Origin of the sequence: Serratia rubidaea, from assembly GCF_016026735.1 — a bacterium.
GTDB classification, from domain to species: domain Bacteria; phylum Pseudomonadota; class Gammaproteobacteria; order Enterobacterales; family Enterobacteriaceae; genus Serratia_B; species Serratia_B rubidaea.
Genome location: NZ_CP065640.1, coordinates 2,455,094 through 2,473,984 on the forward strand (window position 1 = coordinate 2,455,094; position 18,891 = coordinate 2,473,984).

Consider the following 18,891-nt stretch of genomic DNA (forward strand, 5'->3'; position numbering starts at 1 on the left):
GATGATTTATTTCTCCGCGCTGGGTATGGTCAGCGCGCTGGGCATGACCCTGGCGCAAACCGCGCACAGCCTGCGTACCGGCCGCGCGCCGGGCATGCAGCCGCAAACCCGGTGGCTGCTGGGCGACGAGCCGTCATGGTATGGTGCGGTGACGGGAGATTTACCGACGTTGCCGGCGGCGCTGCGCCGTCACGACTCGCGTAATAATCGTCTGTTGCTGGCGGCGCTGGCGCAGATCGCGCCGCAGGTCGAAGAGGCGATAGCGCGCTACGGCGCGGAGCGCGTGGCGGTGATCCTTGGCACCAGCACCTCGGGGATCCACGAAGGGGAGCTGGGGCTGCAGTATTACCAGCAGCGCGGCGAGTGGCCGGCGGGCTATGATTATGCTCAGCAGGAGCTGGGCGATCCGGCGCAGTTCCTGAGCGCGCTGCTTGGCGTGCAGGGGCCGGCCTATACGCTGTCGACCGCCTGTTCCTCCAGCGCGCGGGCGATCATCAGCGGCAAACGCCTGATTGACGCCGGGCTGGTCGATGCGGCGATTGTCGGCGGCGCCGACAGCCTGTGCCAGATGGCGATTAACGGTTTCCGCAGCCTGGAGTCGCTGTCGGCGACGCGCTGCACGCCTTTTGCCCAGGGGCGCAGCGGCATTAATATCGGCGAAGGCGCGGCGCTGATCCTGTTGAGCGCCGAGCCGGCGCCGGTGGCGCTGTTGGGCGTGGGGGAATCGTCCGACGCCTGGCATATGTCGGCGCCGCATCCGCAGGGGCTGGGGGCGGAGCGGGCGATGGCGATGGCGCTGCAGACCGCCGGGCTGCAGCCGCAGGATATTGGCTATATCAATCTGCACGGCACCGCGACCCGTCTGAATGACGCGATGGAGGCGCAGGTGGTGCAGCGTATGTTTGGCGCCGCCACGCCGTGCAGCTCGACCAAACATCTGACCGGCCATACGCTGGGCGCCGCCGGCGCGGTGGAGGCCGGGCTGAGCTGGCTGCTGCTGACGGAAGATCTGCCGCTGCCGGCGCAGGACTTCAGCCAGGCGCCGCGTGACGGCGAGCTGGCGGCGATCGATCTGTTGACCGCGCCGCAGGCGCTGACGCGGCGGACGATTTTGTCGAATTCATTTGCTTTTGGCGGCAACAATGCCTGCCTGTTGTTAGGAGCGCTGCCATGAGTTGTTATCAGGCTGCTGAATACTATTTGCCGCATGCGGCGCCGATGGTGCTGCTGGAGCAGGTCATCAGCGTGGATGAAGAGGGCGCCTGCTGTACGGTCCGGGTCAGCGATCGCGGCGTGCTGGCGCCGTTTCTCGATGAGCAGGGCGCATTGCCCGCCTGGTATGCGGTGGAGCTGATGGCGCAGACCATTGGCGTCTGGAGCGGCTGGCACGGGCGTCAGTCCGGTCTGCCGCCGGCGCTGGGCATGCTGCTGGGCGGCCGCGCCATTCGCTGTGAGCAGCCGGCGTTCGCCGCCGGCAGCGAGCTGGTGGTCAGCGCCCGGCAGCTGTTCCGCGATGAGAAACTGGCCTGCTTTGAATGCACGCTGACGCTGAACGAGCAGCAGGTTGCGCACGGCAGGCTCAATACCTACCAGCCCGACCAGCAGGAAATTACTCAACTAACCAATCCAGGGGGCAACGCATGACGCGTTCCGTTTTAGTCACCGGCGCCAGCAAAGGAATCGGACAGGCGATCGCCTGTCGTCTGGCGACCGATGGTTTTTATATGGTGGTGCATTATCACCGTGACAGGGCCGGCGCAGAACAGACGCTGCAGCAGATTACGGCGGCCGGCGGTCAGGGGCGGCTGATTCAGTTTGATATCAGCGATCGCGTTCAGTGCCGCGAGCGGCTGGAGCAGGATATCGAGCGCCACGGCGCCTATTACGGCGTGGTGAATAACGCCGGCATCACCCGCGACGGCGCTTTCCCGGCGCTGAGCGACGGCGACTGGGACGGCGTGATCCATACCAATCTCGACAGTTTTTACAACGTGCTGCACCCGTGCGTGATGCCGATGATCGGTCTGCGTAAAGGCGGACGGATTATCGCGCTGTCGTCGGTGTCCGGCGTGATGGGCAACCGCGGGCAGGTCAACTACAGCGCCGCCAAGGCGGGCGTGATCGGCGCCTGTAAGGCGCTGGCGGTTGAGCTGGCGAAGCGCAAAATCACCGTGAACTGTATTGCCCCCGGGCTGATTGATACCGGTATGGTTGATATGGAGCCGCTGGCGCGGGATGAAGCGATGCGCGCCATTCCGTTAAAACGCATGGGCACGGCCGAGGAGGTCGCCGGGCTCGCCAGCTACCTGATGTCGGACATTGCCGGCTATGTGACGCGGCAGGTGATTTCCATTAACGGAGGCATGGTATGACGCAGCGGGTGGTGATCACCGGCATGGCGGGCATCACCGCCTTTGGTAACGACTGGCGGCAGATTGATGCGCGACTGCGGCAGGGGAAAAGCGCGGTGCGCTATATGGCGCAGTGGGAAGCGTACCTGGGGCTGAATGCGCGGCTGGGCGCGCCGGTGGACGATTTTGCCCTGCCGGATCACTACACGCGTAAACGCATTCGCTCGATGGGGCGGGTGTCGCTGCTGGCGACCCGCGCCACGGAGCTGGCGCTGGAGCAGGCCGGCCTGCTGGAGGATGCGGTGCTGACCAGCGGCGCGACCGGCATCGCCTACGGTTCGTCGAGCGGCAGCACCGACTCGGTCAGCGAATTCGCCACCATGCTGACCGAAAAGCACACCCACAATATTACCGGCACCACCTATGTGCGGATGATGCCGCACACTGCGGCGGTCAACACCGGCTTGTTCTTCGGCCTGCGCGGACGGGTGATCCCGACCTCCAGCGCCTGCACCTCCGGCAGTCAGGCGATCGGCTATGCCTATGAGAGCATCCGCCACGGTTACCAGACGGTGATGGTGGCGGGGGGCGCGGAGGAGCTGTGCCCGTCGGAAGCGGCGGTGTTCGATACCCTGTTCGCCACCAGCCAGCAGAACCAGCGGCCGGATCTGACGCCGCGGCCGTTTGATCGCCAGCGCGACGGGCTGGTGATCGGAGAAGGCGCCACCACGCTGATCCTGGAATCGCTGGAGCATGCGCAGGCGCGCGGCGCGACGATTTACGGCGAAATCGTCGGCTTCGCCACCAACTGCGACGCCGCGCATATTACTCAGCCGCAGCGTGAAACCATGCAGATCTGCATCCAACAGGCGCTGGATATCGCCGGTCTGACGGCTGGCGATATCGGCTATATCAGCGCGCACGGCACGGCCACCGACCGGGGCGATATTGCCGAAAGTCTGGCGACCGCGGCGATCTACGGCAACCAAACGCCAATCTCGTCGATGAAAAGCTACTTCGGCCACACGCTGGGCGCCTGCGGTGCGCTCGAGGCCTGGCTGGCGTTGGAGATGATGCGCGACGGTCAGTTTGCACCGACGATTAACCTGACGGAACCGGACAGCGCCTGCGGCGATCTGGATTACATCATGGGTGATTACCGCGCCATCGAGACCGAATTTGTTCAGTCGAACAATTTCGCCTTCGGCGGCATCAATACCTCGCTGATTCTGCGCCGCTGGGCGTAGCCGCATCCGGCCGGAGCAATCTCCGGCCATTATTGCGTTGCAGCTAAAAGTCTTCTGCATTTCCTGCTGTTTTTGATCAACAAAAGCGCTGTCATACTCTCGTCAGTGGTATTTCATTAAACAAATTGAGAGAGAGATGATGAGCATTCCAGCATTTGGTTTGGGCACTTTCCGCCTGCAGGATCAGGTGGTGAAAGATTCCGTACGCAACGCGCTTGAACTGGGTTACCGCGCCATCGACACCGCGCAGATCTATGACAACGAAGCGGCGGTGGGCGAGGCGATTGCCGAGAGCGGCGTCGCGCGTGAAGCGCTGTTTATCACCACCAAGATTTGGACCGCCAACCTGGCAAAGGGAAAACTGATCCCCAGCCTGCAGGAGAGCCTGCAAAAGCTGAAAACCGACTACGTCGACCTGACGCTGATCCACTGGCCGTCGCCAAACGATGAGGTGCCGGTGGCGGAGTTTATGGCGGAGCTGCTGGAGGCGAAGCGGCAGGGGCTGACGCGTCAGATCGGTATTTCCAACTTTACCGTGGCGCTGATGCAGCAGGCGATCGACGCGGTGGGGGCGGAGGAGATCGCCACCAACCAGATCGAACTGTCGCCGTATCTGCAGAACCGTCAGGTGGTGGAGTTTGCCCGTCAGCACGGCATCGCTATTACTTCCTACATGACGCTGGCCTACGGTAAGGCGCTGCAGGATGAGGTTATCAACGCCATCGCCGCCCGCCATAACGCCACCGCGGCGCAGGTGATTTTGGCCTGGGCGCTGCAGCAGGACTATGCGGTGATTCCGTCATCCACCAAGCGCGACAACCTGGCCAGTAACCTGCTGGCGCAGCAGCTGACGCTGAGCGGGCAGGATATGGCCGAGATCGCTGCGCTGGAGTGCGGCGGCCGTCTGGTCAGCCCGGAAGGGCTGGCGCCGGCGTGGGACTAAACGCCGGTTGGACAATTGACGTACGGGCGCCGCAAGGCGCCTTTTTTACGGCTGAGCGCTGCCGAGACGCGCGCTGAGAAAGTCGATAAAGCTGCGCAGACGGTTGCTGACCGCGCTGTCGCTGTAATACACCGCGTTAATCGGCATGGCGAGCGGCAGCGTCTGTTCGGTCAGGATCGGCACCAGATCGCCGCGCCTGACGTCTTCATCACTCATAAAGTCGGACAGGCAGGCGATGCCGTTGCCATACAGACACAGGTGGCGGTGGGTTTCACCACTGTTGCTGGTCAGCCCCGGTTCGATCTCCAGCTGACGGCCGTCGGCGCAGGAGAGCGGCCAGCGGTTGAGCGCCACCAGGTCGTTAAAACCGATGCAGCAGTGCTGACGCAGCTCTTCCACCGTGGTCGGCGTGCCGTGTTTGGCCAGATAGTCCGGCGAGGCCAGCACTTTGCGGTAACTGTTCATCAGCTTGCGCGCCTTCAGGCTGGAGTCGGTGAGCTCTCCCACGCGAATGGCGATATCCACCTTGCGTTCAATCAGGTTGATAAAGGTTTCCGACGACACCAGCGACAGCGACATCTCTGGGTACAGCGTGCGGAATTCGGCCACCAGCGGCGCCAGAACGTGCAGCACCACCGGCGTAGCGGCGTCGACGCGCAGCAGCCCCTGCGGCCGCTGGCGGCTCTCCATCAGCGCATTTTCCGCCGCCGCCATCTCCGTCAGCACCTTTTGCACCTGGCGGAAATAGTTTTCCCCCTCCTGCGTCAGACTGATTTGGCGGGTGGTGCGGTTGAGCAGGGTCACTCCCAGCTTGTTTTCCAGCTTTTTGACCGTGCGGCTCACCACGGAGTTGGCCTGCCCCAGGCGTTCCGCCGCGCGGCTGAAACTGCCGTTTTCCACCACCGTGACAAAGGTGATCAGTTCGTCCGAATTCGCTTTCATTGTTGCTCCGCTAGCAAGGCTGACTTAAAACTTTGAGCATTTTTATCAGTTAAGCATAAAGGGGATAAGGGGCGTCAGCAATCTGAACCGGCGTAGCGGCCCACCAGCGCTATCTTTACAGACGGAAAGCGCCTTGGCGATTGAAAAGCCGCCGCGTCGCCCCTATAACAGATAAGGTTATGCAGCGGAAAGCCTAACAAGTGGCCAGGAGCGGCGTATAATCAATTCATTGTTGGCGGGAATAATTACCGTCCTTTTAATGGGAAATAGGCGAATAGCGTGCCGAAACGAACTTACGCCATGAGGTATGTTGCAGGCCAGCCGGTAGAGCGGATTTTCCCTGGCGCCCACAACGCACCATTGCCGCCGGGGGCCGCGTTGCCCACCGGTGGCGCGCTGCGGGTGATGGTCTGGAATATCTTCAAACAGCAGCGCGCCGATTGGCTGTCGGTGCTGAAAAGCTTCGGCAAGGACGCGCAGCTGGTACTGTTGCAGGAGGCGCAAACCACGCCGGAACTGGTGCAGTTCGCCACCTCCAACTATCTGGCGGCCGATCAGGTGCCGGCCTTTTCTCTGCCGCAGCATCCCTCCGGCGTGATGACGCTGGCGGCGGCGCACCCGGTGTATTGTTGCCCGCTGCGTGAGAAGGAGCCGCTGCTGCGCCTGGCGAAGTCGGCGCTGATCACCGTCTACCCGCTGTTTAACGATGAGCTGCTGATGGTGGTGAACATCCATGCGGTTAATTTCAGCCTGGGTGTGGACGTTTACAGTAAGCAGCTGGGGCCGATCGGCGAACAGATTGCCAGCCATCGCGGGCCAGTGATCATGGCGGGGGATTTTAACGCCTGGAGCCGCAGACGCATCAATGCGCTGTATCAGTTTGCCGGCGATATGGCGCTGCGCGAAGTTAACTTTACTGACGATCATCGGCGCAAAGCCTTTGGTCGCCCGCTGGACTTTGTGTTCTACCGCGATTTGGGCGTGGCGGAGGCCTCGGTGCTGGTGACGCGCGCTTCGGATCATAATCCGCTGCTGGTGGAGTTTCAGCCGGCGCGCTAGCCGGACGGCGGGCAATAAAAAAGCACCTCGAGAGGTGCTTTTTTTACGTTTACGCGCGGTCAGGTATCCGGCGAGACATTGTTGTCGACAAACAACGTCAGCGTCAGGCCCGGCTGCAAGCTGCTGTTCTTGCGTTCGAGCGCGCTGTTCCAGCGCATCACGTCGTTAATTTCAACGCCGTGACGACGTGCAATGCTGGCCAACGAGTCACCCTTGCGTACGCGGTAGGTGATACTGCTGTTGCTGCCGCCATTGCGGGCTACCTGCAGCGTTTGCCCAACCTTCAGCGTGCTCTTGCTGCGCAGGTTGTTCCAGCTCTGCAGATCGCTGGTGCTGAGGTTCAGCCGCTGGGCAATGCCCGACAACGTGTCGCCGGAGCGCACTTTATAGGTGCTGCCGCCGGTCAGGCCGCTGTTCTTCGCCAACTGGGTAGTCGGCTGCGTCACGGCAACGTCGCGGTTAGCCAGCGATCCTTTCAGCTGGTCGGCATGCCCCTGGGGAACCATGATGTAATGGGGCCCGTTAGGTGCGGTCACGCCTTTCTTGTAACCCGGATTAAACGCTTTAATCTTGGTCAGCGACACCCCGGACAGCTCGGCCGCCTGGGTCAGGCGCATCTGCTGGCCGACGTCGATACGCGCCAACGCCCGGTTTTCATCCGTTTTCGGCAAGCGCACGCCATACTTTTTGCTGTGCTTGATAATCTCGCTCAGCGCCAGCATTTTCGGGACATAGATTGACGTTTCACGCGGAAGCGACAATGCCCAGAAGTTGGTCGGTTTACCCTGACGGCGGTTCGCCTTGACGGCGCGCATAACGCGACCTTCGCCGCTGTTATAGGCGGCAACGGTCAGCAGCCAGTCGCCTTTAAACATGCGGTTCAGGTACTCCATCATGTTCAGCGCCGCCGTGGTTGAGGCGACGACGTCACGACGTCCGTCATACCATTGGTTGTTTTTCAAACCATAATTGCGACCCGTTTGCGGCACAATCTGCCAAAGCCCTGCGGCGTTGGCGCTCGATGTGGCGTGTGGGTCAAAAGCGCTCTCCACTATGGGTAGCAGTACCAGTTCCATCGGCATATTGCGTTTTTTAATCTGCTCGACTATCCAGTACATGTACGGCTCAGCCCGTAATGTTACATCGTGGAGATAGCTCTTATTTTTTAAGTACTTTCTTTTTTGTTCACGGATCCGGGAATTCTCCGGAACCTCCATCTTCAGCTCGTCGCTAATGAAGTTCCACAGGTCTTGCTGCTGGGCGCTGTTGCCGTTTTTATTCAGCCACTGCGCCGAGCTCGCTCGACTATTTGCTGTGTACTTTCCTGCTTCACTTTCTTGACCTGCCGAAGACAAACTCTGTGCATGCTGTTCAGGAGCCGGTGCGTCCTGCTTGGACGACTGGCAACCAACAAGCAAGACTGAGGCGAGTAATATCGCTTTAGCCTTCATGTGTGTGTCAATATGGTTGCTTAAAAGACGAGCAATAATACTGTGCTTCGCCGGGCAACACAACTAAAAGCTTTAAAAGGTATCCTTCCGACGGCGTAATTCGGAAAAAGCTGAAGCAAGGTCGTTCGGCGGAGAGTTAAAGCCTAATTCTTTTTGTAAATCAGTGTCATGACAACGTAAGAATAGGTTTATTTTTCGCTCTAATTGCAGGGTTGTCGGCAGGCTGGGTTGCCCTTTTGCCCGTAACGCCTCAACCTGTTGCTGATATGTTTCTATTTGTCGATCTTGCGGCAAAATAGCCCGCGCAAACTTAAGATTTGCCAGCGTATATTCATGCGCGCAGCAGATTAAAGTGTTATCGGGAAGTTGCGCGAATTGTTGCAATGAGTGATACATTTGCTCTGCGGTGCCTTCAAACAGGCGTCCGCAGCCGGCGGAAAACAGCGTATCGCCGCAGAACAGATACGGGGCGCTGTAAAAGGCGATATGGCCCAGCGTATGGCCGGGAACCGCCATCACCTGATAGCGTCTGCCGCCGACATCGATGCTATCGCCGCCTTTAACCACCTGCGTTGTCCCTTTATCGGCGGTTTCCTGCGGGCCGTATACCGGCAGCGCCGGATACTGCGCGACAATTTGCGCTACGCCGCCCACGTGGTCGCGGTGATGGTGGGTCAGCAGGATGGCGTCCGGCGTCAGCTGCAGGCGCTGCAGCGCATCCAGCACCGGCGGCGCCTCGCCCGGGTCGACAATGACGCAGTGGCCTTGCTGGTCGTCTAATAACCAAATGTAATTGTCCTGGAAGGCAGGAATGCTGATAAGATTCATAGGACACCTCTCGTTGGCAACGGCTTGAAAGAAGATAATAAATCATGAAACCAGCCCACACTCTACAAAAGCTTCAAAGCCCGCAGTCGTGGGCCGAGTTGCCATGGGGAGAATATTATCGTGCCGCGCTGGAACAGCAGTTGCAACCCTGGTGGCCGAAACTGTTCGGCTTCCATCTGCTGAAAATCGGCAGCCTGAGCGCGGAGCTGACCACCGACAAGTGCGCCATTTCCCATCAGGTCAACGTGGGGATGAGCGGCGCCGGGCTGCAGGTGCGCGCCGACGCTTATCAGCTGCCGTTTGCCGCCAAGTCGGTGGATGCCTGCCTGCTGGCCCACAGCCTGCCTTACGCCGACGATCCGCACCGGATGCTGCGCGAGGTGGACCGCATTCTGATTGACGACGGCTGGCTGGTGATCAGCAGCTTTAACCCGCTCAGCCTGCTGGGGGTGGCGAAGCTGGTGCCGCGGCTGCGTCAGCGGCAGCCGTACGCCAGCCGCATGTTTACCCAGATGCGGCTGCTGGACTGGCTGAGCCTGCTGAATTATGAGGTGCTGTGTCAGACGCGCTTCCACGTGTTGCCGTGGCACCGCAAGGGGGGGAAGTTCCTCAGCACCCATCTGCCGGCGCTGGGTTGCATGAGCATGATTGTGGCGCGCAAGCGGACCTTGCCGTTGACGCCGACGCCGCTGAAAATGGGGGCGCGCAAACCGTCCCTTGGCCGCGCGGTCGGCGCGACCAAGAGTTACCGCAAACTGCCGTAATCAGGCGTCCGGCTGGTAGCCGCTGTCTTCCTGGGTCGGGTTGCCGGCCGCCTCGCGCGCCAGCACGTCGCAGCGTTCGTTCTCCGGGTGGCCCGCATGGCCCTTGACCCATTCCCACTGCACGGTATGACGGGCGATCGCCAGATCCAGCCGTTGCCACAGATCGACGTTCTTGACCGGCTTTTTGTCGGCGGTTTTCCAGCCGCGCTTTTTCCAGTTGTGGATCCACTGGGTAATCCCCTGGCGGACGTACTGGCTGTCGGTGCTGAGCACCACCGCGCAGGGGGCGGTCAGGGTTTCCAGCGCGACAATCGCCGCCATCAGCTCCATCCGGTTGTTGGTGGTGAGCCGATAGCCGCCGCTGAGGCTTTTTTCCGTCTGTTTGTAGCGCAAAATAGCGCCGTAACCACCGGGGCCGGGGTTGCCAAGGCAGGAGCCGTCGGTGAAAATTTCTACCTGTTTGAGCATCTCTGGTAGACTCTTCCTAATTAGGTTTTAAAAGCCAAGTCTGACATAAACGAGCGCGATGAGCACTGCAATATGATCACTACACCAACCAGACAAATCGTTCTTGATACCGAAACCACCGGTATGAACAAGCTAGGGGTTCACTATGAAGGGCACCGCATCATCGAAATCGGTGCGGTAGAGGTGATCAACCGGCGCCTGACCGGCCGCCACTATCATGTGTACGTCAAACCGGACCGGCTGGTGGATCCGGAAGCCTACGGCGTACACGGCATCAGCGACGAATTCCTGGCCGACAAGCCGACCTTCGATCAGATTGCCGACGAGTTCCTCGACTTTATCCGCGGCGGTGAGCTTGTCATTCACAACGCGTCGTTCGATATCGGCTTTATGGATCACGAGTTCCGCATGCTGCAGCGGAATATCCCGAATACCGATACCTTCTGTACCATCACCGACAGCCTGATGATGGCGCGCCGCCTGTTCCCAGGCAAGCGCAACAACCTGGATGCCCTGTGCAGCCGTTACGAAATCGACAACAGCAAGCGTACGCTGCACGGCGCATTGCTCGATGCCGAGATCCTGGCGGAAGTCTATCTGGCGATGACCGGCGGCCAGACCTCGATGGCATTCCAGATGGAAGGGGACACCCAGCAGAACGACTCGGTGCAGGAGGTGCAGCGCATCGTGCGTCCGGCCAATGCGATGAAAGTGGTGTACGCCAGCGATGAAGAGCTGGTTGCCCACGAGGCGCGTCTGGATCTGGTGGCGAAAAAGGGCGGCGGCAACTGTCTGTGGCGCGCAGAATAACGACGTTTCGCGGCGAAAAAAAGCACTGCAAAATCACCCGCTTGCCCGGTTAGCTGAAAAACTGTGCAAACGGTATTTTTCCTGGAAAAAAGGCGTTGACGGAATGCGCGCTCATCCGTAATATTCGCGTCGTTCCCCCGCAAGAGGGAACGACGCGGAGCGGTAGTTCAGTTGGTTAGAATACCTGCCTGTCACGCAGGGGGTCGCGGGTTCGAGCCCCGTCCGTTCCGCCACTATTCAGGCCCGATGTTATCAAACGATAACATCGGGCTTTTTCGTATTTGCCATCCGCCATCCGGACTGCGCCGCACGGCCCGCCGGCCGCGCAGCGCGGACTCAGCGCGTCAGCAACCAGCGGGCGCTGTGCTCGTCGGTCACCAGCCCATTGACCCAGCCGCCTTTCAGCGCCGCCAATATCGCCGGCCGCTTATCTTCGCCGCAGGCCGCGGCGATGCGCGGGCAATCGCTGCGGCGGATATCGTAGCTGGTGTTGCGCCGATTGATCGCGCAGTCGAGCACCTCTCCGTCGGCATGGATAAAGCGCCCCAGAATTTCACCGACGCCGCCGAGCGCGGTCAGCTCATCCAACTGCCGGCGATCGATAAAGCCGTCTTTGAAGATCGGGCTTTGCGTCCCCAGGGCGCCGATGCCGACAAAAATCACATCCGAGTTTTCCGCCTCCGCCGAGACGTTGCGGTACAGACGGCTGCCGCACCACATGGCGTGCTCCTGCGTGGTCTGCGCATAGCGCGGCGCGGGCCATTGGTAATACTTCGCCTGGATTTTCCGCGCCAGCAGCAGCGGCACGTCGTCGTAATAGTTGCACTCGCCGTTTTCGTTCATGGCGCTGATCAGGGCGACGCAGCGGGTATTCTGGCTGTCGAAGTCGATGCGGTGGATGGTCTTTTTCAGCGTCAGCCCGGAGCCGATGCCGATCACCTTGGCCTGGGCGTCGCGCAGATAGCGCGCCATAATCTGCTGACAGCCGAAAGAGACGCTGTCCAGCGTGCCTTCGCCGCCGTAAGCCGGCACCACGTTACACTCCAGCAGGCGGTATTTTTCCTGTAGCAGCTGCGCATAGTCCAGACAGTTGGCCACCGGATGGTGCAACCCGATCGAGACGATGCCTTCTTCCTTCGCCGCGGCGATCAGCCGCTGCACCACGGGCCGCGATGTGCCGAGCTGACTGGCGATTTCGCTCTGGTTAAGACCGGCGATGTAGTACATCCATGCGGCGCGGACCTTCTGATCCAGCCGGATATCATCTTCTTTACTCACGAACTCTGCCTCAAGTAACTGCCGCCGTACTGCAGCTATGGCCGCGCAATGCGAACGGGCAACGCCTGACGAAATAAGAGCCTCATTGTGTCGGTAGCAATGTCTTCAGGCAAGTTATTTGCTCGATATTGGTCATATGTAATTTTATTGGTCTTTTGCTCTTTTGTGATCTGCGGCTCTTATTCATCTCAAATGATCATCTACAGTGAGCGGCATAACCGCACTGGGGAGTTGAACCATGAACGAGCAAAACACGTGGCTGCATATCGGCCTGGGATCTTTTCACCGCGCGCATCAGGCGTGGTATCTGCACCGCCTGATCGCCGCCGGCGACCAACGCTGGCATATCGCCGCCGGTAATATCCGTAACGATGCCGAACAGGTGGTACAGGCGCTGGCGGCGCAAGACGGGCGCTACGTGCTGGAAACCGTCAGCCCGGACGGCGAGCGCGAGTATGAGGAGATCGCCTCGATCCGCAAACTGCTGCCGTGGCAACCGGATCTGCAGCCGCTGATTGACGAGGGCGCCCGGCCGCAGACCAAGGTGATTGCCTTCACCGTGACCGAAGGCGGCTACTACCTGGACACCGGCCACCGGCTGGACGTGGGCAATGTCGACTTGGCGGCCGACCTGAACGGCGGCTGCAAAACCATTTACGGCGCGGTGACCAAAATTCTGGAACAGCGCATGGCGCAAAACGCCGGGCCGTTGACGCTGCTGAGCTGCGATAACGTGCGCCACAACGGCGACCGCTTCCGCGACGGGCTGGCGGAGTTCCTGCAGCTGAGCGGCAAAAGCGCGGTCAGCGACTGGCTGGCGGCCAACGCCAGCTGCCCGAACACCATGGTTGACCGCATCACGCCGCGTCCGGCGGCGGATCTACCGGCGCGCATCAAGGCGCAAACCGGGATCGACGACCGGGCGCCGGTAATGGGGGAGAGCTTTATCCAGTGGGTGGTGGAAGACAACTTCCGCGCCGGATGCCCGGATCTGGCCGCGGTGGGCGTGGAGCTGGTGGCGTCGGTGATCCCTTACGAAGAGGCGAAAATCCGCATTCTTAACGCCTCGCACAGCTGCATCGCCTGGGCCGGCACGCTGCTCGGCCAGCAATATATCCATGAGAGCACGCTGACCCCGGCGGTTTACGCCATTGCCGACCGCTACGTCACACAGGACGTGATCCCCAGCCTGGGGGACAACGGCATCGATCTGCCGACCTACCGCGACGTGGTGCTCAAGCGCTTCACCAATCCCCATATTCAGGATACCAACCAGCGGGTGGCGGCGGACGGTTTCTCCAAGATCCCGGCGATGATCGCGCCTACTCTGCAGGAGTGCTACCAGCGCGGCGTACGGCCGGAGGCCACCGCCATGCTGCCGGCGCTGTTCTTCGTGTTTATGGAGAAGTGGCATCAGGGCGCGCTGCCGTACGAATACCAGGACGGCATCCTCAATGCGCCGGCGGTGCATGCGATGTTCGAAGCGGACGATCCGATCGCCGTCTATGCGCAGGATAGCGCGCTGTTTGGCGAACTGACGCAGCGTGCCGATTTTGCCGCGCTGTTGCGTGAGAAGATTGCCGCGGTTCACGCGCTGATTAACTGAGGGGCGGCTATGTATTTAGGCATCGATCTTGGCACATCCGAAGTCAAGGCGCTGGTGGTGGATGAAAGCGGCGCGATTGTCGCCAGCCACAGAGCACCGCTGACCATTCAGCGGCCGCAGCCACATTGGTCGGAGCAGGCGCCGCAGGCCTGGTGGGAAGCCACGGATTACCTGATGACCACGCTGCGGGAAAAGTGCGGTCAGCACTGGTCCGCCATCAAGGCGATCGGCCTGTCCGGGCAGATGCACGGCGCGGTGCTGCTGGATGACGGCGGCGAGGTGATTCGCCCGGCCATCTTGTGGAACGACACCCGCAGCGCGCAGGAGTGCGTGGAGTTGGAAGAGATTGCGCCGGAGCTGCATCAGGTGGCCGGCAATCTGGCGATGCCGGGCTTCACCGCGCCGAAGCTGCTGTGGGTACGCCGCCATGAGCCGGAGAATTTTGCCCGCACCGCGACGGTGCTGCTGCCGAAGGATTACCTGCGCTATCGCATGACCGGTAAGAAAATCTCCGATATGTCGGACGCCGCCGGCACGCTGTGGCTGGACGTGGCGCGTCGCGACTGGTCGGATGCGCTGCTGGCCAAGTGCGGCCTGTCGCGACGGCATATGCCGGCGCTGGTGGAAGGCTGTGAGGTTTCCGCCACGCTGGAACCGCAGCTGGCCGCGCGCTGGGGGCTGAACCCGTCCGTGCCGGTGGCCGGCGGCGGCGGGGATAACGCCGTCAGCGCTATCGGCGTCGGCGCGGTGTCGCCGGGCGATGCGTTTATCTCGCTAGGCACCTCCGGCGTACTGTTTGTGGTCACCGACGCCTACCGGCCGGCGCCGCAGTCGGCGGTGCACGCCTTCTGTCACGTGCTGCCGAATCTGTGGCATCAGATGAGCGTGATGCTCAGCGCCGCCAGCTGTCTGCAGTGGTTCTGCCGGCTGGTGGGGGTAACGGAAAGCGCGCTGCTGGAAGAGATTGCCCAGCTGAGCGAGGAAGAAAAAGCCGCCGCACCGCTGTTTTTGCCGTACCTGTCCGGCGAGCGCACGCCGCATAACGACCCGGATGCCGGCGGTATGTTCTGGGGGCTGAACCACGCCAGCCAGCGCGCGCTGATGGGCTATGCGGTGCTGGAGGGCGTGAGCTTCGGCATGGCGGACGGCCTGCGGGTGCTTACGCAAAGCGGCACCCGAATCGAACAGTGCTCGTTGGTGGGCGGCGGCGCCCGCAGCCCGTTCTGGGCGCAGCTGCTGGCGGATACCCTGAACCTGCCGGTGGTGACGCATAAAGGCGGCGAAACCGGCGGCGCGCTCGGCGCGGCGCGTCTGGCCTGTCTGGCGGCCGGCAAACCGCTGGCGGCGGTGTGCGCCAAGCCGGACGTGTTTCAGACCTGGCGTCCCGATCCGGCGCGGCATCAGCGGCTGACGGCGCGCCATGCGCAGTTCAACGCGCTGTATGTCAACGACCTGAATTACCGTAAGCACTGATTTTAATAACAATAATACATCGCGGCCGCTCGCGGAGAGCGGCCCTCAGTACCCTGAAAACGAGGTCATTATGTCGGTAAATAACAAACAGTGGCTCGGACTGCCCCTGAACCTGATATGGGGATATATCGCCATTGCGGTCTTTATGACCGGCGATGGTTTCGAGCTGGCCTTCCTGTCGCACTATATAAAAGAGCTGGGCTTTACGCCGGCGCAGGCCTCTTTCGCCTTCACCCTGTACGGACTGGCGGCGGCGCTGGCCGCCTGGATCTCCGGCGTGGTGGCGGAGATTATCACGCCGCAGAAAACCATGCTGATCGGCTTCATCATGTGGTGCGTTTTCCACGTGCTGTTCCTGGTGTTCGGCCTGGGCAATGCCAACTATCCGCTGATTCTGCTGTTTTACGGTATCCGCGGGCTGGCCTATCCGCTGTTCCTGTACGCGTTTATCGTCGCCATCGTGCATAACGTGCCGAGCGACAGGGCAAGCTCCGCGCTGGGCTGGTTCTGGGCGGTGTATTCGATCGGCATCGGCGTGCTCGGCAGCTATATCCCGAGCTTTACCATTCCGCAGATCGGCGAACTGGGCACCCTGTGGCTGGCGCTGGTGTTCTGCGTGATCGGCGGCATTATCTCGATGGTGGCGCTGCGCAATACCGAAACGCCGCGCCATATGCGCAACCTCACCACCCGGGAAAAGTTCGGCGAACTGAGCCGCGCGGTGACGCTGCTGTACACCAACCGCAGCATTCTGTTCTCCAGCATGGTGCGCATCATCAACACGCTGTCGCTGTTCGGTTTTGCGGTCATCATGCCGCTGATGTTCGTCGATGAGCTGGGCTTCACCACGCCGGAGTGGCTGCAGGTGTGGGCGGTGTTCTTCTTTACCACCATTTTCTCCAACGTATTCTGGGGCATTGTGGCGGAGAAAATGGGCTGGATGAAGGTGGTGCGCTGGTTCGGCTGTGTGGGGATGGCGCTCTCCAGCCTGGCGTTTTACTACATTCCGCAGCATTTCGGCCATAACTTCGCCATGGCGCTGATTCCGGCGATTGCGCTGGGGATCTTCGTGGCGGCGTTCGTGCCGATGGCGGCGGTGTTCCCGGCGCTGGAGCCGAAGCATAAAGGCGCGGCGATTTCGGTGTACAACCTGTCCGCCGGGCTGTCGAACTTCCTGGCGCCGGCGATTGCGGTGGTGCTGCTGCCGTACTTCAGCACCATCGGCGTGGTAGTGGCGTACACGGCGCTGTACGTGCTGGCGTTTTTCCTCTGTCCGCTGATTCGCGTCGAGCAGCCGGGCATTGGCCGTCAGGCAAGCGGCGAGGGCGAAACCGCCGGTATCTCGTCATAAGGGAAATGCGGGGGCGCGGCGCGCCCCCGGTCAGGCAGGGATCAGAACAGTACCGAGTAGTTCAGACCAAAGGTGCGGCCGCGGCCTTTATAGCTATACAGCTCAGGCGCGCCGTAGGTCGGGCTGTACAGATACGGCGCCCGCTGGCCCCAGGTGGTGGTGTAGTCTTTGTCCAGCAGGTTCTCGACGCTGAAGCTGACTTTCCCCACCGGCAGCTGGTAGCTGCCCAGGAAATCGACGGTGTTATAGCCGTCGATTTTTTTACCGTCGGCGTCGGAAACGTCAAAGGTCTGCTGCGACTGCACGCGCAGGTTCCAGTCGCCCGGCGCCCAGGCGACGTAAGCGGTGGCTTTCGACGGGCTGGCGCTGTCGACGGTCAGTTTTTCCCACTTGCCGTCAACCTTGGTTTGCGACTTGATCAGGTTGAAGGTTGCGCCGGTGCTCCATTCGCTGTCGTCGAAGAAGTAGTCCACCGCCCCTTCCACGCCGTAAATCCGGCGCTTGTCGTCGTCGAGGTTGATGGTCATATCGGTCTTATTGATCGAAATGGTCTTGTCAGACAGCGAGTAATAAGCCGCTACCTGGGTGCGCAGATTGTCGCCGGTGTAGCGCCAGCCCAGTTCGTAAGCGTTGACCTTGATGCCGTCGAGCTTGGAGTCATTGACGTTGACGCTGTTCTTCAGCTGATAGTGGCCGTTGACCAGATCATAGTTGCCGGAGCCGTAGTATTTGGCGATATCCGGGATCTCAAAGCCCTGCGAGAAGTTGAACCACACCTGCTGACGCTCGGTCAGGTGCGCCAACAGACCGGCGTTGAACAGCGCATTGTTGTAGCTGGTTTTACCGCCCGGCACGGCGTCGGCGGAGTTGGCCAGGCCGTTGGCGATGCCCTGCTGCTGCGCGTAGCCGATAAAGTCATCCACCTTGTTTTCAGTGTACTGATAGCGTACGCCGCCGCTCAGGGTGAAGATCGGGTTAATGTCATAGCTGGCCTGCAGGAACGGCGCCAGGTTGGTGGTGGTGTAGCCGGGGTAGCGGCCGACGTTGTAGCTGTTTTGCAGATCCATACCGCCGGACTGCTTCGCCTTGTCCAGATCGAAGAACTGCTGGTTGGCGTTGAAGCTTTCATGCTCGGCGTCGACGCCGTAGGTCAGCGTCAGACCGTCGACCGGCTTGCTGTTCAGCGTCAGCTTGCCGCCGTAGAAATCGGTTTTCTGCTGCGATGCGCCGATGCTGGTGACGTCGCCCTGTTTGCTCAGGGTCGGGAACGGGTAGAAGGTCAGTGACTCATCGCGATAATAGACCTGCGCCACCAGATCCTGGCCCCAGAAGTCGGTGTTGGAGTACTGCAGGTTAATCAGATGACGTTCGGTGCCGGGGATACGGTCGGAATTCAGGTTGCCGCTGTTGGAGGCCTGGCCGTTGCCGGTGACCGCCGAGAAATTTTCGCCCAGATACAGGCCGTGGTCGCCGTCGGACTGGCTTTTGTAATATTGGGTGGTCAGCTGCAGCTGCTGGTGGTCATCAATATTCAGGGTGCCGGTGCCCATCACGTCGATGCGGTCGGAATATTGCAGGCCGGTCTGGGTATTGTCGATCAATACCTCTTTGCCTTTGCCGTCGTACCAGCCGCCGTAGCGCTGGTAGGAGACCGACAGGCGCCCGGAGGCGTGCTCGTTGCCGCCGCTGACCGCCGCCGCCACGTTCTCATCATGGTCGTTATGGCCGCCGAAGCCGGTTTTGCCGCCGATTTGCAGCTCCACCTGTTTTTCCTGCTGGCCTTTTTTGGTGACGATATTCACCAGGCCGCCGGTGCTGCCGCCGCCGAACAGCGAGGTGGCGCCGGAAATAACTTCAATATGGTCAATGTTGAACGGGTCGATCGAGTCGAGCTGGCGGCTGTCGGTGCGCGAGGAGTTCTGGCGCACGCCGTCGATCATCACCAGCATCGAACGGCCGCGCATGTTCATGCCGTAGTTGGTGCGCCCCTGGCTGCTGACGTCCATCCCCGGAATCAGCTGGGCGAGGATCTCTTTAATCTCTTTACCGCCCTGCACCTGCTGTTCAATTTCCTGGCTTTCAATCACCCAGGTCGTCTGCGCCATTTCCGCCGCGCTGCGGTGCATACGGTTGGCGGAAACCACCAACTGGTCTTCATTTTTTTGATCGTCTGCCCAGGCGGCCGGCGCCAGCATGGCCAGCAGGCAGGGATTCAGTATCCAGAGGTGCTTGCGTTTCATCGTTATTCCCAATCTTTCCCATGGTTGTGATTATTGCGCATCCCTGCGGCGACGCGGCTTCGCGCGTCTTGTCCGCCGCA

17 protein-coding genes and 1 tRNA gene are annotated in these 18,891 nt (G+C 60.9%); 12 read left to right on the forward strand and 6 right to left on the reverse strand.

What is annotated here, in order from left to right; translation table 11 throughout:
• Position 1 precedes the first annotated feature (1 nt).
• The 5 genes from I6G83_RS11375 to dkgB all read left to right on the forward strand — a co-directional run bounded on the left by I6G83_RS11375 (position 2) and on the right by dkgB (position 4,541).
• Positions 2-1,174, forward strand: a complete 1,173-nt coding sequence (locus tag I6G83_RS11375; RefSeq protein WP_054307141.1) for a beta-ketoacyl-[acyl-carrier-protein] synthase family protein — start codon at positions 2-4, stop codon at positions 1,172-1,174.
• Complete coding sequence (locus I6G83_RS11380) at positions 1,171-1,644, forward strand: ApeP family dehydratase (protein WP_054307140.1); 474 nt, start codon at positions 1,171-1,173, stop codon at positions 1,642-1,644. Before I6G83_RS11375 ends, I6G83_RS11380 begins: the two co-directional genes overlap by 4 nt.
• Positions 1,641-2,372, forward strand: a complete 732-nt coding sequence (locus tag I6G83_RS11385) for a 3-ketoacyl-ACP reductase FabG2 (protein ID WP_054307139.1) — start codon at positions 1,641-1,643, stop codon at positions 2,370-2,372. Before I6G83_RS11380 ends, I6G83_RS11385 begins: the two co-directional genes overlap by 4 nt.
• Positions 2,369-3,598 (forward strand): beta-ketoacyl-ACP synthase, encoded by a 1,230-nt coding sequence (locus I6G83_RS11390; protein WP_054307138.1) that lies wholly within the window; start codon positions 2,369-2,371, stop codon positions 3,596-3,598. Before I6G83_RS11385 ends, I6G83_RS11390 begins: the two co-directional genes overlap by 4 nt.
• Before the next feature lie 139 nt (positions 3,599-3,737).
• A complete protein-coding gene (gene dkgB, locus I6G83_RS11395; RefSeq protein ID WP_041411997.1) occupies positions 3,738-4,541 on the forward strand; it encodes a 2,5-didehydrogluconate reductase DkgB in 804 nt (267 codons plus the stop codon).
• 45 nt (positions 4,542-4,586) lie between these two features.
• Here dkgB and yafC read toward each other — a convergent pair whose 3' ends face one another.
• Positions 4,587-5,483: a DNA-binding transcriptional regulator YafC gene (gene yafC, locus I6G83_RS11400; RefSeq protein ID WP_054307137.1), complete on the reverse strand. Its 897-nt coding sequence runs from the start codon at positions 5,481-5,483 to the stop codon at positions 4,587-4,589.
• 279 nt (positions 5,484-5,762) lie between these two features.
• Here yafC and I6G83_RS11405 point away from each other — a divergent pair, with 279 nt between their 5' ends.
• Complete coding sequence (locus I6G83_RS11405; protein WP_015671058.1) at positions 5,763-6,542, forward strand: endonuclease/exonuclease/phosphatase family protein; 780 nt, start codon at positions 5,763-5,765, stop codon at positions 6,540-6,542.
• Positions 6,543-6,601: 59 nt separating this feature from the next.
• On the opposite strand, the gene mltD is transcribed toward I6G83_RS11405, so the two are convergent.
• The gene (gene mltD / locus I6G83_RS11410) at positions 6,602-7,993 is read right to left on the reverse strand and encodes a murein transglycosylase D (RefSeq protein WP_126530519.1); all 1,392 of its coding nucleotides are present in this window, start codon (positions 7,991-7,993) and stop codon (positions 6,602-6,604) included.
• 72 nt (positions 7,994-8,065) lie between these two features.
• A complete protein-coding gene (gene gloB, locus I6G83_RS11415) occupies positions 8,066-8,821 on the reverse strand; it encodes a hydroxyacylglutathione hydrolase (RefSeq protein ID WP_054307136.1) in 756 nt (251 codons plus the stop codon).
• Between the two features lie 44 nt (positions 8,822-8,865).
• Between gloB and I6G83_RS11420 the strand changes: the two genes are divergently transcribed.
• Positions 8,866-9,585 (forward strand): class I SAM-dependent methyltransferase, encoded by a 720-nt coding sequence (locus I6G83_RS11420; protein ID WP_054307135.1) that lies wholly within the window; start codon positions 8,866-8,868, stop codon positions 9,583-9,585.
• Here I6G83_RS11420 and rnhA read toward each other — a convergent pair whose 3' ends face one another.
• Positions 9,586-10,053: a ribonuclease HI gene (gene rnhA, locus I6G83_RS11425; RefSeq protein ID WP_054307134.1), complete on the reverse strand. Its 468-nt coding sequence runs from the start codon at positions 10,051-10,053 to the stop codon at positions 9,586-9,588.
• 72 nt (positions 10,054-10,125) lie between these two features.
• Between rnhA and dnaQ the strand changes: the two genes are divergently transcribed.
• Together dnaQ and I6G83_RS11435 are read left to right on the forward strand one after the other, a co-directional pair.
• On the forward strand, positions 10,126-10,863 hold the full coding sequence (dnaQ, locus tag I6G83_RS11430) for a DNA polymerase III subunit epsilon (RefSeq protein WP_054307133.1): 738 nt from the start codon (positions 10,126-10,128) through the stop codon (positions 10,861-10,863).
• A 156-nt stretch (positions 10,864-11,019) separates the two neighbouring features.
• Positions 11,020-11,096, forward strand: a tRNA-Asp gene (locus I6G83_RS11435).
• A 103-nt stretch (positions 11,097-11,199) separates the two neighbouring features.
• On the opposite strand, the gene I6G83_RS11440 is transcribed toward I6G83_RS11435, so the two are convergent.
• Positions 11,200-12,141 carry a sugar-binding transcriptional regulator gene (locus tag I6G83_RS11440; RefSeq protein ID WP_054307434.1) on the reverse strand — a complete coding sequence of 314 codons (942 nt, stop codon included), beginning with the start codon at positions 12,139-12,141 and terminating at the stop codon, positions 11,200-11,202.
• A 238-nt stretch (positions 12,142-12,379) separates the two neighbouring features.
• Here I6G83_RS11440 and dalD point away from each other — a divergent pair, with 238 nt between their 5' ends.
• From dalD to I6G83_RS11455, 3 genes are all read left to right on the forward strand, one after another.
• Positions 12,380-13,747, forward strand: a complete 1,368-nt coding sequence (dalD, locus tag I6G83_RS11445; protein ID WP_054307433.1) for a D-arabinitol 4-dehydrogenase — start codon at positions 12,380-12,382, stop codon at positions 13,745-13,747.
• A gap of 9 nt (positions 13,748-13,756) precedes the next feature.
• Positions 13,757-15,220 carry a xylulokinase gene (gene xylB / locus I6G83_RS11450; protein WP_054307432.1) on the forward strand — a complete coding sequence of 488 codons (1,464 nt, stop codon included), beginning with the start codon at positions 13,757-13,759 and terminating at the stop codon, positions 15,218-15,220.
• A gap of 70 nt (positions 15,221-15,290) precedes the next feature.
• Positions 15,291-16,571 carry an RbtT/DalT/CsbX family MFS transporter gene (locus tag I6G83_RS11455; protein ID WP_054307431.1) on the forward strand — a complete coding sequence of 427 codons (1,281 nt, stop codon included), beginning with the start codon at positions 15,291-15,293 and terminating at the stop codon, positions 16,569-16,571.
• A gap of 41 nt (positions 16,572-16,612) precedes the next feature.
• Here the strand turns inward: I6G83_RS11455 and I6G83_RS11460 are convergent, their stop codons facing one another.
• Positions 16,613-18,811: a TonB-dependent siderophore receptor gene (locus tag I6G83_RS11460; RefSeq protein ID WP_054307430.1), complete on the reverse strand. Its 2,199-nt coding sequence runs from the start codon at positions 18,809-18,811 to the stop codon at positions 16,613-16,615.
• Positions 18,812-18,891: the final 80 nt, after the last annotated feature.

Bases quoted from the DNA above. Each gene is read 5' to 3' on its own strand.
- dkgB (WP_041411997.1), top strand. From the start codon at position 3,738: ATGAGCATTCCAGCATTTGGTTTGGGCACTTTCCGCCTGCAGGATCAG.
- I6G83_RS11460 (WP_054307430.1), bottom strand. From the start codon at position 18,811: ATGAAACGCAAGCACCTCTGGATACTGAATCCCTGCCTGCTGGCCATG.
- rnhA (WP_054307134.1), bottom strand. From the start codon at position 10,053: ATGCTCAAACAGGTAGAAATTTTCACCGACGGCTCCTGCCTTGGCAAC.
- I6G83_RS11390 (WP_054307138.1), top strand. From the start codon at position 2,369: ATGACGCAGCGGGTGGTGATCACCGGCATGGCGGGCATCACCGCCTTT.
- dnaQ (WP_054307133.1), top strand. From the start codon at position 10,126: ATGATCACTACACCAACCAGACAAATCGTTCTTGATACCGAAACCACC.
- I6G83_RS11385 (WP_054307139.1), top strand. From the start codon at position 1,641: ATGACGCGTTCCGTTTTAGTCACCGGCGCCAGCAAAGGAATCGGACAG.
- mltD (WP_126530519.1), bottom strand. From the start codon at position 7,993: ATGAAGGCTAAAGCGATATTACTCGCCTCAGTCTTGCTTGTTGGTTGC.
- xylB (WP_054307432.1), top strand. From the start codon at position 13,757: ATGTATTTAGGCATCGATCTTGGCACATCCGAAGTCAAGGCGCTGGTG.
- I6G83_RS11455 (WP_054307431.1), top strand. From the start codon at position 15,291: ATGTCGGTAAATAACAAACAGTGGCTCGGACTGCCCCTGAACCTGATA.
- gloB (WP_054307136.1), bottom strand. From the start codon at position 8,821: ATGAATCTTATCAGCATTCCTGCCTTCCAGGACAATTACATTTGGTTA.
- dalD (WP_054307433.1), top strand. From the start codon at position 12,380: ATGAACGAGCAAAACACGTGGCTGCATATCGGCCTGGGATCTTTTCAC.
- I6G83_RS11380 (WP_054307140.1), top strand. From the start codon at position 1,171: ATGAGTTGTTATCAGGCTGCTGAATACTATTTGCCGCATGCGGCGCCG.
- I6G83_RS11375 (WP_054307141.1), top strand. From the start codon at position 2: ATGATTTATTTCTCCGCGCTGGGTATGGTCAGCGCGCTGGGCATGACC.
- I6G83_RS11420 (WP_054307135.1), top strand. From the start codon at position 8,866: ATGAAACCAGCCCACACTCTACAAAAGCTTCAAAGCCCGCAGTCGTGG.
- yafC (WP_054307137.1), bottom strand. From the start codon at position 5,483: ATGAAAGCGAATTCGGACGAACTGATCACCTTTGTCACGGTGGTGGAA.